Annotated in this window: 16 protein-coding genes; 4 read left to right on the forward strand and 12 right to left on the reverse strand. The window is 65.5% G+C overall.

The window, feature by feature from the left end; genetic code table 11:
* Nucleotides 1-46 precede the first annotated feature (46 nt).
* The gene (locus AC1D09_RS17520) at nt 47-808 is read right to left on the reverse strand and encodes an ABC transporter permease (RefSeq protein ID WP_477662221.1); all 762 of its coding nucleotides are present in this window, start codon (nt 806-808) and stop codon (nt 47-49) included.
* Entirely contained in the window at nt 805-1,761 is a 957-nt protein-coding gene (locus AC1D09_RS17525) for an ABC transporter ATP-binding protein (protein ID WP_477662222.1), read from the reverse strand. The genes AC1D09_RS17520 and AC1D09_RS17525 overlap by 4 nt, the downstream gene beginning before the upstream one ends.
* A 427-nt stretch (nt 1,762-2,188) precedes the next feature.
* Between AC1D09_RS17525 and AC1D09_RS17530 the strand changes: the two genes are divergently transcribed.
* Complete coding sequence (locus AC1D09_RS17530) at nt 2,189-2,539, forward strand: collagen-like protein (RefSeq protein WP_477662223.1); 351 nt, start codon at nt 2,189-2,191, stop codon at nt 2,537-2,539.
* Nucleotides 2,540-2,615: 76 nt separating this feature from the next.
* Here AC1D09_RS17530 and AC1D09_RS17535 read toward each other — a convergent pair whose 3' ends face one another.
* From AC1D09_RS17535 to AC1D09_RS17555, 5 genes are all read right to left on the reverse strand, one after another.
* A complete protein-coding gene (locus AC1D09_RS17535; RefSeq protein ID WP_477662224.1) occupies nt 2,616-3,245 on the reverse strand; it encodes a glutathione S-transferase family protein in 630 nt (209 codons plus the stop codon).
* 24 nt (nt 3,246-3,269) lie between these two features.
* Complete coding sequence (locus AC1D09_RS17540; protein ID WP_477662225.1) at nt 3,270-3,617, reverse strand: YciI family protein; 348 nt, start codon at nt 3,615-3,617, stop codon at nt 3,270-3,272.
* 11 nt (nt 3,618-3,628) lie between these two features.
* Nucleotides 3,629-4,060: a VOC family protein gene (locus AC1D09_RS17545; protein WP_413328824.1), complete on the reverse strand. Its 432-nt coding sequence runs from the start codon at nt 4,058-4,060 to the stop codon at nt 3,629-3,631.
* Nucleotides 4,061-4,105: 45 nt separating this feature from the next.
* Complete coding sequence (locus tag AC1D09_RS17550) at nt 4,106-4,510, reverse strand: VOC family protein (RefSeq protein WP_477662279.1); 405 nt, start codon at nt 4,508-4,510, stop codon at nt 4,106-4,108.
* Nucleotides 4,511-4,574: 64 nt separating this feature from the next.
* Nucleotides 4,575-5,048: a VOC family protein gene (locus AC1D09_RS17555; RefSeq protein WP_477662226.1), complete on the reverse strand. Its 474-nt coding sequence runs from the start codon at nt 5,046-5,048 to the stop codon at nt 4,575-4,577.
* 147 nt (nt 5,049-5,195) lie between these two features.
* Between AC1D09_RS17555 and AC1D09_RS17560 the strand changes: the two genes are divergently transcribed.
* Complete coding sequence (locus tag AC1D09_RS17560) at nt 5,196-5,864, forward strand: TetR/AcrR family transcriptional regulator (protein ID WP_477662227.1); 669 nt, start codon at nt 5,196-5,198, stop codon at nt 5,862-5,864.
* Between the two features lie 21 nt (nt 5,865-5,885).
* On the opposite strand, the gene AC1D09_RS17565 is transcribed toward AC1D09_RS17560, so the two are convergent.
* The 3 genes from AC1D09_RS17565 to AC1D09_RS17575 all read right to left on the reverse strand — a co-directional run bounded on the left by AC1D09_RS17565 (nt 5,886) and on the right by AC1D09_RS17575 (nt 8,988).
* Nucleotides 5,886-6,920 (reverse strand): porin, encoded by a 1,035-nt coding sequence (locus AC1D09_RS17565; protein WP_477662228.1) that lies wholly within the window; start codon nt 6,918-6,920, stop codon nt 5,886-5,888.
* A gap of 188 nt (nt 6,921-7,108) precedes the next feature.
* On the reverse strand, nt 7,109-8,101 hold the full coding sequence (locus AC1D09_RS17570; protein WP_477662229.1) for a Bug family tripartite tricarboxylate transporter substrate binding protein: 993 nt from the start codon (nt 8,099-8,101) through the stop codon (nt 7,109-7,111).
* On the reverse strand, nt 8,098-8,988 hold the full coding sequence (locus AC1D09_RS17575; protein WP_477662230.1) for an N-formylglutamate amidohydrolase: 891 nt from the start codon (nt 8,986-8,988) through the stop codon (nt 8,098-8,100). Before AC1D09_RS17575 ends, AC1D09_RS17570 begins: the two co-directional genes overlap by 4 nt.
* Nucleotides 8,989-9,067: 79 nt before the next feature.
* Here AC1D09_RS17575 and AC1D09_RS17580 point away from each other — a divergent pair, with 79 nt between their 5' ends.
* Entirely contained in the window at nt 9,068-9,970 is a 903-nt protein-coding gene (locus AC1D09_RS17580) for a LysR substrate-binding domain-containing protein (protein ID WP_477662231.1), read from the forward strand.
* An 18-nt stretch (nt 9,971-9,988) separates the two neighbouring features.
* Here AC1D09_RS17580 and AC1D09_RS17585 read toward each other — a convergent pair whose 3' ends face one another.
* Complete coding sequence (locus AC1D09_RS17585) at nt 9,989-10,939, reverse strand: LysR family transcriptional regulator (protein ID WP_477662232.1); 951 nt, start codon at nt 10,937-10,939, stop codon at nt 9,989-9,991.
* Nucleotides 10,940-11,060: 121 nt separating this feature from the next.
* Between AC1D09_RS17585 and AC1D09_RS17590 the strand changes: the two genes are divergently transcribed.
* Entirely contained in the window at nt 11,061-12,269 is a 1,209-nt protein-coding gene (locus AC1D09_RS17590; RefSeq protein ID WP_477662233.1) for an MFS transporter, read from the forward strand.
* A 62-nt stretch (nt 12,270-12,331) separates the two neighbouring features.
* Here the strand turns inward: AC1D09_RS17590 and AC1D09_RS17595 are convergent, their stop codons facing one another.
* Nucleotides 12,332-13,198 carry an oxidoreductase gene (locus AC1D09_RS17595; RefSeq protein ID WP_477662234.1) on the reverse strand — a complete coding sequence of 289 codons (867 nt, stop codon included), beginning with the start codon at nt 13,196-13,198 and terminating at the stop codon, nt 12,332-12,334.
* Between the last annotated feature and the right edge of the window lie 99 nt (nt 13,199-13,297).

A 13,297-nucleotide genomic window follows, 5' to 3' on the forward strand; every position in this document is an offset into this window, starting at 1 on the left:
CCGCCGGCCCGGCAGCCGTGCCCGCCCGCCGTGTTCCCAAGCTTTCTCAGGCCTTGAGCTTCCAGCCCGTGCGGAAGATCCACCACACCACGCCCAGGCACAGCCCCAGAAAGCCCAGGATGGCCAGCACGCTGAGGCCCACATTGACATCGGCCACGCCGTAAAAACTCCAGCGGAAGCCGCTGATCAGGTAGACCACCGGGTTGAACAGGGCGATCTTCTGCCACAGCGGCGGCAGCATGTTGATGGCGTAAAACGCGCCGCCCAGAAAGGTCAGCGGCGTCACCACCATCAGCGGCACGACCTGCAGCTTCTGGAAGTTGTCGGCCCACAGCCCGATGATGAAACCGAACAGGCTGAAGGTCAGCGCCGTCAGCAGCAAAAAGCACAGCATCCAGAATGGGTGCGCAATCTCATAAGGCACGAACAGCCGCGCCGTCGCCAGGATCAGGAGGCCCAGCATGACGGACTTGCTCGCCGCGGCGCCCACATAACCCATCACCACCTCCATGGAGGACACCGGCGCCGACAGCAGCTCGTAAATCGTGCCCGACCATTTCGGCATGTAGATGCCGAAGGCGGCGTTGGAGATGCTTTCGTTGAGCAGCGACAGCATGACCAGGCCGGGGATGATGAAGGCGCCGTAGCGTATGCCTTCGATGTCGCCCATGCGCGAGCCGATGGCGGCCCCGAACACCACGAAGTAGAGCGAGGTCGAGATCACCGGCGAGGCGATGGACTGCATCAGCGTGCGGAAGGTGCGCGCCATTTCAAAGCGGTAGATCGCGCGGATGGCGTGCCAGTTCATGCGGCCTCCTTCTGGGTGGCGGGTTGGCCGGCATGCACCAGGCTCACGAAGATGTCCTCGAGCGAACTCTCGCTCGAATGCAGGTCCTTGAAGTCGATGCCGAGTTCGGCCAGCTGCCTGAGCAGGGCCGCGATGCCGGTTTCCTCGGTCTGCGAGTCGAAGGTGTAGACCAGGCTGCGGCCTTCCTGGGCCAGCTCCAGCGGCAGCCCGGCCAGCGCGGCCGGAATGTTCTGCAGCGGCGTCTGCAGCTGCAGGCTCAGCTGCTTCTTGCCGAGCTTGCGCATCAGCACGGCCTTGTCTTCAACCAGGATCAGCTCGCCCTTGTTGATCACGCCTATGCGGTCGGCCATTTCCTCGGCCTCCTCGATGTAGTGCGTGGTCAGGATGATGGTCACGCCGCTGTCGCGCAAGTCGCGCACCATTTGCCACATGCCCTTGCGCAGCTCGACGTCGACGCCCGCGCTGGGCTCGTCCAGGAACAGGATGGTCGGCTCGTGCGACAGCGCCTTGGCGATCAGCACCCGGCGCTTCATGCCGCCCGAGAGCGTCATGATCTTGCTGTCCTTCTTGTCCCACAGGGACAGGTCGCGCAGCACCTTTTCGATATAGGCCGGGTTGGGCGCCCTGCCGTACAGGCCGCGGCTGAAACTCACGGTGGACCACACGGTTTCAAAGGCGTCGGTCGACAGCTCCTGCGGCACCAGGCCTATCTTGGCGCGGGCGGCCCGGTAGTCGCGCACGATGTCGTGGCCGTCGGCGGTCACCGTGCCCGAGCTGGGCCTGACGATGCCGCAGATGATGCTGATCAGGGTGGTCTTGCCCGCGCCGTTCGGGCCCAGCAGCGCGAGAATTTCGCCGCGCCGTATCTCCAGGTCCACGGACTTGAGCGCATGAAAGCCCGAGGCGTAGGTTTTGCTGAGTTGCTGTATCGAAATAATGGGATTGGCTTGCACGCGGCATCCTGATGAAGGTGGCACCGGAAGACTGGTGCCGGAAGAGACCCGGATCATTCTATAGAGCGCGGGTGAAAAATGCCCGCCAGGGGTTTTCTGCGCGGCGCGGCCGTTTGTGAGGGCGCGCTGCCGCTGATTCGGGACAGGCTGTCGTGGGCCCGTCCTACAGCATGCACGGCCGTCCATGGGTAACTTGGACATTCATCCTGTTGTCTGCATCGGAAATGATTCTTTCAAGGCAGCCAGGCATACGGCGACCGCTGCGCGGTTTCCGGATGTTTGTGCTCCGGCAAAGCGTTGTGGCCGATATCGGTTTCATGCACATGGTCCGTAAAAAAAACAGTTTACGGTCAGGTCCTGGTGACAGGCCCTGGGAACGAACTGTTGGCGCACGCTATCCGTGCGAATTTCTCACCAAGGACCTCTTATGAAATACCCCCTGCTTTTAGCCGTAGTTGCCGGCACGCTGGCCCTGAGCGCTTGTGAGCGCACGGTTGTCGCACCGCCCGCCGCCGTTGTCACGGTTCCCGGCCCCGCCGGCCCTGCGGGGGCCACTGGCGCTTCCGGTACCGATGGTGCCAAAGGCGCCACGGGTGCGGGCGTAGGCATTCCCGGCCCGACCGGCGCCACCGGTGCGACGGGCGCAACCGGTTCTACCGGCTACGAAGGCGCGACGGGTGCCACGGGCGCAACCGGTGCCACCGGCAATACCGGAAGGACTGGCCAGACCGGCCAGACCGGTGACACGGTCGTGATCGTTCCCGCACCGGCCCGTTAAGCCGCCAACAGCTCGTAGGCTGCACAGGCCGGCGCATGCGCAAGCGTTCGCCGGCCTTTATTGATTCCGCGGCGGATCACGCGGCCGCAGCGGCCCGCAATGCGGGAAATGGCTCGCGCCAGGCCGCCAGTTCGTTGAGCCGCGCATGCCAGCGCCGGATTTCCGGAAAAGCCTGCAGCGGCACGCGGGTTTTTTCGGCATAGGGGAAGGTGATGGCCACCGCGAAGTCGGCCACCGTCAGCGCGTTGCCCACCAGGTAATCGCGCCCTTTGAGGTGTGCCTCCAGCACGCCGGCGTAACGTTCGAAGGCTGGTGTCACCCTGGCGATTTCGGCCGGGTCGGCTTCGCTGCGCAAAAAGCGCGGCTTGATGATGTGCTCAAAATAGAACGTGGCGGCGGCCGGCGCGAACTCGGTCGCGTCCCACATCAGCCAGCGCAGCACCTCGATGCGGCGTTCGTCCCGCGGCCACAAATCCGAGCCGGCTTTTTCGGCCAGGTGGCACATGATGGCGTTCGATTCCCACAGCACCAGCTCGCCGTCGACCAGCACCGGCACCTTGGCATTCGGGTTCATCGCACAGAATTCCGGCGTGCGGTGTTCGCCTTTTTCGAGCGTGACGTGGATGAACTCCACGGGCAGCTTCAAATGCCTGGCGACCGCGCAGGCTTTTCGCGGGTTCAGCGTGTCCGAGTAATAAAGCTTCATGGGCTTCTTTCCATGCTGTGAGTTTTACGCGGCCATGCGCGGCAGGTCGGACCACACCGGCCTGACTTCGATGGTCGCGGCGCGGGCCATGGGGTGGCCGGCCGCGATGTCGATCGCCTCCTGCATGCCGGCGCATTCAATCAGCCCGTAGGCCGCCATTTTTTCCGCGCTGTCGGTGAAGGGGCCGCTGCTCACCTTGCGTTTGCCGCCGCGCACCCGCACCGTCATCGCGTCGCCGGGCGGGCGCAGCGGGTTGCCGTGCTGCAGGATGCCGCGGCCCTGCATGTCGCGGACCCAGGCGCCTATCTCGGCGACCAGCGCCGGTGTGGGCGCGAAGGCCGCGTCATGGCTGATGATCAAAAGGAACTGCATGTGCCGCCGCCTCAGGGCATGGGCAGGGGCTTGATCACCATCCACGACACGCCGAAGCGGTCGACCACCATGCCGAAGGACGAGGCATAAAAGGTTTTCATGATGGGCATTTCCACCTTGCCGCCATCGGCCAGCGCGTTGAAGAGGCGATTGGCTTCGGCGTCGCTGGCCGCGGTCAGCGACAGCGAAAAGCCCTTGAACTCCGGCTGGCCGGTGCCCATGCCGTCGGAGGCCATCACTTCGCTCTCGCCTATCCTGAAGCAGGCGTGCATGATGTTGTCGCCCGGGATGGCGGCGCCGCCAGGGCCGCAGCCCTCGGTCATGGGTTCGGGGTTTTCCTTGAAGCGCATCATCATCTTCACTTCGGCGCCCAGCGCCTTGCGGTAAAAGTTGATGGCCTCTTCGCAGCGGCCGTTGAAAAACAGGTAGGACTGGACCAGCATGGTGGGCTCCTTGGTGGGTTGACAGGGGTTGATGGGCTTGGGGTTTCAGGCGTTCTTTTGCGCGGCGTGGGCTTCAACGTTCATGTGAACCAGCTCCCAGATGTGGCCGTCCAGGTCTTCAAAGCCGTGCTGGTACATGAAACCGTGGTCCTGCGCCTTGCTGGGTGTGGTGGCGCCGCCGGCCACGGCCTTGCGGACCATCGCGTCGATGGCCTCGCGGCTGTCCGCCGAGAGGCAGATCAGCACCTCGGTGCTCTTGCGCGCGTCGATCACCGGCTTGGGCGTGAAGGTCTTGAAATAGTCCTCGACCAGCAGCATCACAAAATTTTCCTCGCTCACGATCATGCAGGTGGCGTTCCTGTCGGTGAATTGCGGGTTGAACCTGAAGCCCAGCGCGGTGAAAAATTTCACCGACCTGTCCAGGTCTTTCACGGCCAGGTTCACAAACATCTTGGTACTCACGGGGATCTCTCCTTGGATGAATGGCGGGTTGGGTAAACGGCGTGGGGATTCCTCAGGCCCTGTCGTAGGCTTCCTTGAGGTCCTTGATATTGATCTTGCGCATCTTGAGCATGGCGCCCATGGCGGCGCCGGCCTTGGCCGGGTTCTTGTCGCCCAGCATTTCGCCGAGCGCGGTCGGGATGATCTGCCAGGACAGGCCGAACTTGTCCTGCACCCAGCCGCACTGGTTGGGCGCGCCGCCGGCCGAGAGCTTGTCCCAGAGTTCGTCCACCTCCTCCTGCGTCTTGCAGTCCACGAACAGCGAGATCGCCGGCGTGAAGCTGAAATGCGGGCCGCCGTTGAGCGCCATGAATTCCTGGCCCTCGAGCTCAAAGCTGCCGGTCATGACCGAGCCTTCCGGCCCCGGGCCTTCCTTGCCGTAGCGCCTGAGCATGGTGATCTTCGAGTTCTTGAAGATGGAGACATAGAAGTTCATGGCCTCCTCGGCCTGGTCGTTGAACCACAGGAAGGGGGTGATTTTCTGCATGTTCGTCCTTCTTGAGAAAGTGTTTGCCAGAGGGGAAATCCAGGATCCGGGGTCTTGCGCGGGGGTCGGATCAGCGGTATTGTGTACACCGTCCACAAAAGAATAGCAAAGATAATGAACGCTGTCCACATAAATAAGTAACAAGCCATGTCGAGCGCGCCCCAGATACCGCCACCCCGCAGCACCTACCGCCACGGGGACCTGCGGCGCGCCCTGCTGGACGCCGCCGTGGAGCTGGCCCGCGTGGGCGGGCCCGAGGCCGTGGTGCTGCGCGAAGCCACGCGCCGCGCGGGTGTCGCGCCCAATGCCGCCTACCGCCATTTCGAAAGCCGCCAGGCCCTGCTCTATGCGGTGCGCTCCGCTGCATTGGCGGCCATGGCCCGCGCCATGGAGGCCGAGCTGGCCGCCCTGCCGCCGGATTTATCGCCCGCCGAATTCGCCCGCGCCAACCTGCGCGCGGTCGGCACCGGCTACCTGCGTTTTGCGCAGGCCGAAAGCGGGCTGTTCCGCACGGCCTTCGGCCCTTCGGATGATTTGAAGGAAAGAGCCCAGGGCGCGCCCGCGGACAGCGAGCGCAAAGGCCAAAGCGGGCTGGACCCGTTCGAGCTGCTGGGCGCCGCGATCGACAAACTGCTGGCCGCCGGCCTGCTGTCGCCCGGGCGCCGCCCCGGCGCCGAGTTCCTCGCCTGGTCGGCGGTGCACGGCCTGGCCATGCTGGTCGTGGACGGCCCGCTGGGCCCGCTCATGGGTCCGCAGATGCAGCAGATCGGCCAGCGCGTGATCGATATGGTGGAAAAAGGCCTGTGCGAGCAGTAGGCCTCCAACTGGCCGGGCTGCTCAGAAGTTGTGCAGGATGCCCACGCCGTAAACCCGGATCACGTCGTTGGCGACACGGTTGTTGGGATCGGTGCGGTCATAAAAGGCATACAGCGACGTGCGGTTGCTCATTTTGTAGGAGTAACCCGCCTGGAAGCGCTTGAGCTTGCCCGCCGGATCGCTCTGCACATCCTTGCGGATGTAGTTGCCCATGATCTTGCTGCTGGGCGTCAGGTCCCAGGAGGCGCCAATCATCTGCGCATCGACCTTGCTGCGTGACAGCGGGCCGCCCACGAAGTTATCGCGGTTGTAGACCGCCCAGGCCCGCACTTCCCCGAAGTCGTAAGAGCCCACCAGCATCCACTTGTTCCTGAAGTCGTTGAGCAGCGCGCCGCCGCGCTTGCTGTCGCTGCCGTAGCCCAAGCCTAGCCCCAAGGGCCCGCCGCCTTCGCCGTAGCTGATGGACACATCGGTCTGCTTGTAGTCGCCCTCAAAGCGTATCGGGCCGGCCGGGGTTTCCGCCAAGCCTTCACCGTTGAGGTAGTGGCCGGCGCGGAACACAACATTGCCGATGACCGGGCTGGCATAGCCGATGGCATTCGAGACGCGCGTGCGCGCGTTGAAGATGGAGGTGCCTATGGCGGTGGCGCCCGCATCGTGGATCACGTACTCCACATTGCGGCTCAGGATGGCGTAAATCGGCGTGCGGCTGGGCGCGGCCGAATCAATGCGGCCGATGTTGACGACACCGAAATCGCCGCCTATCCCAACATAAGAGTTGCGGTACATCGGCGTGCTTGATGCCCCCGTGTCGGAAGAGATTCCCATCTCGAGCCCAAACAGCGCTTTGAGCCCGCCGCCCAGGTCTTCGACGCCCTTGAAGCCCAGCCGGGAGGCATTGCCCGTGATCAAGGTCTGGGAAATGGAGCCGGTCTTCGAGTTCTCGAAGCTCGTGTCCATCCTGCCGTAAATCGTCACCGTGCTTTGCGCCAGCGCGGCCACGGGTGTTATTGCGCCGGCGGCCACCGCGGCCAGGCTGATCATCTTCAGTTTCATCCCTCACTCCTCAAAAGTTTTATCGATGGCGGAGATTCATCACCGCCGCTGGGGTTTTCGCGGGCAAAGTTCGCCCAGGCGGCTGAAGATTTCGTCTTCAGCGGGCGGCAAATTCAGGGGAAAGGCGTGGGTGTCAGCCGTCCGGCTGGGGCGTGACGCCAGGGTGGCGGTGATTCATGCGCAAGGCCCTAGTCCAGCACAATCTTGTTGGCCTGCGCGACGTTCCTGAAGAACTGGATGCGCTGAATCACTTCCTGCCGGTACTCGGCCGGCCGCACATTCTCGGGAAGCATGGCGCCGCGCTTTCGCCAGAGTTCCTGCGTGTCCTTGTCGCGCAGGATGCTGCGCATCGCGTCATACAGCGTCTGGATGATGGGCTCCGGCGTCTTTGCCGGCGCCGCCAGCCCCGTCCACGAGGTGAGGTTCAGGTCGGGCAGCTTGAGCTCGTCAAAGGTGGGAACATCCGGCAGCTGCGGCACGCGCAGTGGCGCCGCGACGGCCAGTGCGCGCAGGCTTCCGTTCTGCAGCATGCCGAGGTTGGATGACAGGTTGTTCCAGGTGAGCTGGACCTGCCCCGACAGCAAATCCGTCAGCGCCGGCCCGGAACCCCGGTAAGGAATGTGCGTGATGAACAGGCCCAGCTTGGCCTTGAGCAGCTCCATGCTCAGATGTGCCACCGAGCCGTTGCCCGATGAGGCGTAGTTCAGCTTGCCCGGATTGGCCTTGGCGTAACGCACAAACTCGGCAAAGTTTTTGACGGGCAGCTTGGCGCTGGCGACCAGCACATTGGGCAGCCTGTCGATCAGCGTGATGTAGGCGAAATCGTTGACCGCGTCATACGGCAGGCTGCTTGACACCGCGGGGTTGACCACATGGGTCGACTGCGAGGTGACCACCAGCGTGTAGCCGTCGGGCGCGGCCTTCGCGCCTATGCCGGTGCCTATGGCGCCGCCCGCACCGGCCTTGTTGTCGATCACCACCGGCTGGCCGAGCAGCCTGCCCAGCTTGTCGGAGACGGCGCGCGCCGAAATGTCCACCGCGCCGCCGGGTGGAAAAGGCACGATCAGCGTGATGGGTCGGTTGGGCCAGGCGCGTGCCTGGCTGAAGGCCGGGCAGGCCATCACGCCGGCAGCGCCGGCCGCCATGCCGAGAACCTGCCTGCGGCTGCGGATGAGTGTCATGCTGTGTCCTTGAGCTTGGCCTTGCGTTCGGCCTGAACGGTTTCTTCCCTGATGTAATTCGCGATGTCCTGCAGCACCAGGTGGATGCGCTTCCTGAGTTCAGGAAACCGCCGCTTGGGCTCGCGTGTTTTTTCGTCGAGGTAAAGGCCCCTGTTGATCTCGACCTGCAGGCTGTGCTGCCCGAGCGCGGGCCGGCCCAGGCTGCGCACCAGGTCCTGGCCCGCATAAGGGTCGTTCAGTGCCACGGTGTAACCGTGCCGCCTGAAGGCTTCGCCCACAACATCCACAAACGCCGCGTCGCAGCTTGCGCCGTGCAGGTTGCCCAGCACGATGTCGGCCAGGGGCTTCTCGGGAAGTCCCAGGCGCGCATAGGCATTGCTGGGCATGGAATGGAGATTGAGGTGCCACCACCCGCCCTGCCGTGTGCTTGCGCCGGTCAGCGCATCGGCCAGCGCGCGGCGGTACGGCCGCCAGCAGCTTTCAATCCGTTGCGCAATCTCGCGGGCGTGGAGCCGGCGGTTGTAGATCGGCTCCAGCGTCGGTGTCTTGCTGAAGACCAGGCCGTTGCCAAGCCGCAGGCAGCGATCGGAGGGCGCCACCGGCCCGGACCATTCGCCGTCCAGCATCGCCAGGTCTATGTCGTCCTCAGCGCGGTTGGTGTCGATGTAGCTGCGTGGAAAGGTCGCGTGCACCAGCGTCGCGCCCACCAGCGGGGCGGCGTCCCACAGCTGCTCGACCAGCGTGTCCTCGCATTGCCGCAGCTGCTGCAACTCGATCGCGAAGTCGAAGTCTTGTGGATAGCAGGTGCCGCTGTGCGGTGAATCGCATACCAGTGCGATGGGATCGCCTGCGGGACGCAGGACTTTGACGGGCGCGGTGTTGCTCATGGGCCGCAGTGTGCGGCCGCGGCCGCCGCAGGGCAAACGACAATTTCAAAGCAGGTGATTAGATGATCTAATGCGTCCCATGAAGTTCAAGTCACCTTCGCTGGCCGAGCTGCACGCCTTTCTCGGGGTCTGCCAGCTCGGCAGTTTTCGCCGCGCGGCCGAGGTTCTCTCCGTCACCCAGGGTGCCGTCAGCCAGGCCATCCTGCGGCTGGAGCAAAGGCTGGGCTGCAGCCTGTTCGACCGGCAAGCCACGGGCGTTGTGCCCACGGCCCGCGGCCGTGAATTCCAGAAACTGGTGGAAGTGCATGTGGCCGGGCTGGAGTCGGCGGTCACGCAGTTCGGCGGTGCGCCCGCACAGCGCAAGGTCCGGGTCAGTGTGCTGCCGACCCTGGGAACGCGCTGGCTGGTTCCCAGGCTGGCCGGCTTCCAGTCCTCGAACCCGGGCATCGAAGTGGAACTGCGCCAGTTCCGCTTTGATGAAGACTTCACGCGCGATGACGTCGACCTGTGGATCGCGCTCAAGCGGCCCGGCAAAAAGTGGCCGCGCGGAATCCAGGGGCGCTACCTGCTGGGCAAGGAGATCATGCCGGCCTGCACACCCGCGCTGGCGCGCAACCTCAAGCAGCCGGCGGACCTGGCCACGCGCCCCCTGCTCCATCACATCAACTACCCGGGCAACTGGGCCGTCTGGATGGAAGGCGCGGGCGTGAAAAAAACCTTGCCCGCGCTGGGCCCCGGCTTTGACCTTGGCAACAACCTCATCGTCGCGGCCACCGCCGGCATGGGTGCCATCGTCATCCAGCCCTGCCTGATCGAGAGCGAGCTGCGCAGCGGCCAGCTGGTCCTGCCTTTTGATATTTGTGTTCCCACCGGCCGCGGCTACTACCTGTGCCAGCGCTCGGCCACCGCCAACACGAACCGCGCAGTGGACGTGTTTGCCGCCTGGCTGCAACAGCAGGCTGTGGACACGGTCCGGGTTTAGCCCGGCAGCCGCGCCCGCTCAGGCGATGCCCATCGGTTCCGGCCGCGTCGGCAGGCCCATGCCCGGGGGCAGGCCCTCGCGCAGCGCCTCCACAAAGCGGCGCAGCTTGGCCGGGTAAAAACTCGAATAGGGATAGATCAGGTAAACCGGCAGCGGCGCGGCGCACCATTGGGGCGCCAGGTGCAGCAGCCGGCCCTGCGCCACATCGTCGGCCACCAGCCAGGTCGAGGCGATGCTCGCGCCCAGGCCCAGCAGCGTGGCATTGCGCAGCGCGAACAGGCTGTCCGTGCCCAGGCGCGGCCGTATCGCGAAGCGGTAGTCCTCGCTGTCCCGGCCGGCGTGGCGGCGCGTCAGCGCCACCTCGTTGCGGTAAAAAGTCTGCAGCGCCAGCCAGGGCAGGGCCTGCAGCTCGGCCGGCTGCAGGGGCGGCGGCCTGCCCTGCAGCAGCGACGGCGCGGCCACCACGATGCGCCTGACTTCGGCGATCTTCACGGCCACCAGCGAAGGGTCTTCCACCGCGCCCACATGCACCGCGCAATCGATGCCCTGGGCGATGAAGTCCGGCGTGCCGTCATGCAGCAGCCATTCCACCGTCACGCGCTCGTGGCGCCGCAAATAGTCGACCACAGGCCCCACCAGTTGCTGCTGGCCCAGCGCGTGCGGCACCACCACGCGCAGCGTGCCTTCCGGCACCTCCTGGGTGCCGCGCAGGTCGGCCTCAAAGGCGTCCCAGTTGCCCAGCAACTCCTTGGCGCGGCTGAAGCAGCGCTCGCCGTCCTCGGTCAGCTTCATCGCGTGGGTGGAGCGCTGCAGCAGCTTGAGCCCCAGGGATCGCTCCAGCGCCTGCAGGCGCCGGCTCACAGTGGGTTGCGTGGCGTTCATCTGCGCGGCGGCGGCCGACAGGCTGCCCGACTCCACGATGCGCACAAAGGTCTGCATCAGTTCAATCCGGTCCGGCGCGGTTTTCATGGGGTGTCCGTTCTGTGTTCTTGCATGCGTTTGACGTATGACCATTGTGCCCAATAGCCGCCTTCACAGCGCAAAACCCGGCCCGCATACTCGCATCCTGCTTCAAACCTGGACTCCTGCCATGACCTCCACTCTTTATACGCATGACCACGCCGCGCCGGCATTGCCGCTTTCGCTGATCCTGCTGCTCGCCACCGGCGCCGGCCTGGGCGCGGCTTCGCTCTATTACAGCCAGCCCATGCTGGCCCTGCTGCTCGCCGAATTCAAATCCACGCCCGCCGCCATAGGCCTGGTGCCCACCTTGACCACGCTGGGTTATGCGCTGGGCATTGGGCTGCTCGCGCCCCTGGGCGACCGTTATGACCGCCGCCGCATCATCCTCGGCAAGGCCGCGGCGCTGGTGCTGGCCTTGTTGCTGGCCGCCAGTGCGCCCTCGGTGGCGGTGCTTGCGCTGGCCAGCCTAGCGATCGGCCTGGCGGCCACGCTGGCGCAGGACATCGTGCCGGCCGCCGCCACGCTCGCCCCCGAAGCCCAGCGCGGCAAAACCGTGGGCACGGTGATGACAGGCCTGCTGCTGGGCATCCTGCTGTCGCGTGTGGTGGCCGGCGTCGTGGCCGAGCAGCTTGGCTGGCGCAGCATGTTTGTGGCCGCGGCGCTCAGCATCGCGCTGCTGGGCATTGCCGTGTGGCGGCGCCTGCCGCGCTTTGCGCCGACCACCCAGCTGCCTTACCTGGCGCTGCTGGGCTCGCTGGCCACGCTGTGGAAGCGCCACGGCGCGCTGCGCCGCGCGGCCCTGGCCCAGGGGCTGATCAGCATAGGCTTTAGCGCCTTCTGGTCCACCCTGGCCATCATGCTGCACGCCGCACCTTTCAATTTGGGCAGCGGCGCGGCCGGCGCCTTCGGCCTGGCGGGGGCCGCCGGTGCGCTGGCCGCGCCGCTGGCCGGCCGCCTGGCCGACAGCAAAGGCCCGGAAGTCGTGACCCGGCTGGGCGCGGCGCTGGTGGCCGCCGCCTTCATCGCCATGGCCGCCGGCCCCGACCAGTTGTGGCTCATCGCCCTGGGCGCCGTGGTGTTCGACCTGGGCGCGCAGGCCACGCTGATCGCGCACCAAACCATCATCTACAGCATAGAGCCCGCCGCGCGCAGCCGCCTCAACGCCGTGCTGTTTATCGGCATGTTCAGCGGCATGGCCAGCGGCGCCTGGCTGGGCAGCGTGGTGCTGGCGCGGGCCGGCTGGCAGGGCGTGTGTGTGATGGCGGCGGTGTCCGGTGTCGCCGCGCTGGCGGTGCGCATGTGGCCGGCGAAGAAGCTGGCTCCCTGCGCGGCGTGATCTTCGCCGCACCCCAAAAAAAGGGCCTCTCGCGAGGCCCTTTTTATTTGCGCACCGGCAGCTCAGGCCGCCAGCGCTTCCTGGGGGAAATCCGTCGAAGCGGCCAGCACCTTCCAGTCCTTCAGTTCAGCGTTCACAAACGCATGCTTGTCCGCAATCGTTTGCAGCGTGTCGGTGCCCAGCGGCAGGCGCAGCGGCGGCGCGCTTGCGTCCACCAGCGCCAGCATGGCCTGCGCCAGCCGCAGCGGGTCGCCGGCCTGGTTGTGGTTGATGCGCGTGGCGGCCGCGCGCACCTGGCCGGCGCTGGCGGCGTAGTCGTCCAGGATGCGCGGCGACACCGCCAGCGAGTTGCTGTCCAGGAAGTCGGTGCGGAAATAACCCGGCTCCACCACCGTCACATGGATGCCCAGCGGCGCCAGCTCGCCGTGCAGCGCTTCGCTCAGGCCCTCGACCGCGAACTTGGTCGAGCAGTACACGCCAAAACCCGGGCCCGACTGGTAGCCGCCCAGCGAGGAAATGTTGATGACGTGGCCGCTGCGGCGCGCGCGCATGGCCGGCAGCACGGCGCGCGTCACATTCAGCAGGCCGAACACATTGGTGTCATACAGGCGCCGCACCTCCTCGGCCGTGGCTTCCTCTACCGCGCCCAGCAGGCCGTAGCCCGCGTTGTTGACCAGCACGTCGATGCGGCCGAAACGCGCCAGCGCGGCCTGCACCGCCGTGGCCGCCTGGGCTTCGTCGGTCACGTCCAGCGGCAGCGCCAGCAACGCGTCACTGACAGGAAAGCGCTTTTGCAGCGAAGCCGCATCGCGCGAAGTCGCCACCACCGCCTCGCCGCGTGCCAGCGCCGCTTCGGTGATGCGCGCGCCTATGCCGCGCGCCGCGCCGGTGATCATCCACACACGTTTGAAATCCGTCTTTGCATTCATGGCCTTGCCCCTTGAAAAAAAGTTGTTGAGGAGGGCAATGTAGGATTTTCATTAGGCGTTGAATAGCGAGCAGTCGCTGGGTTCATAATCAAGTAAATC

This window comes from Polaromonas sp. P1_A2 (assembly GCF_056406895.1).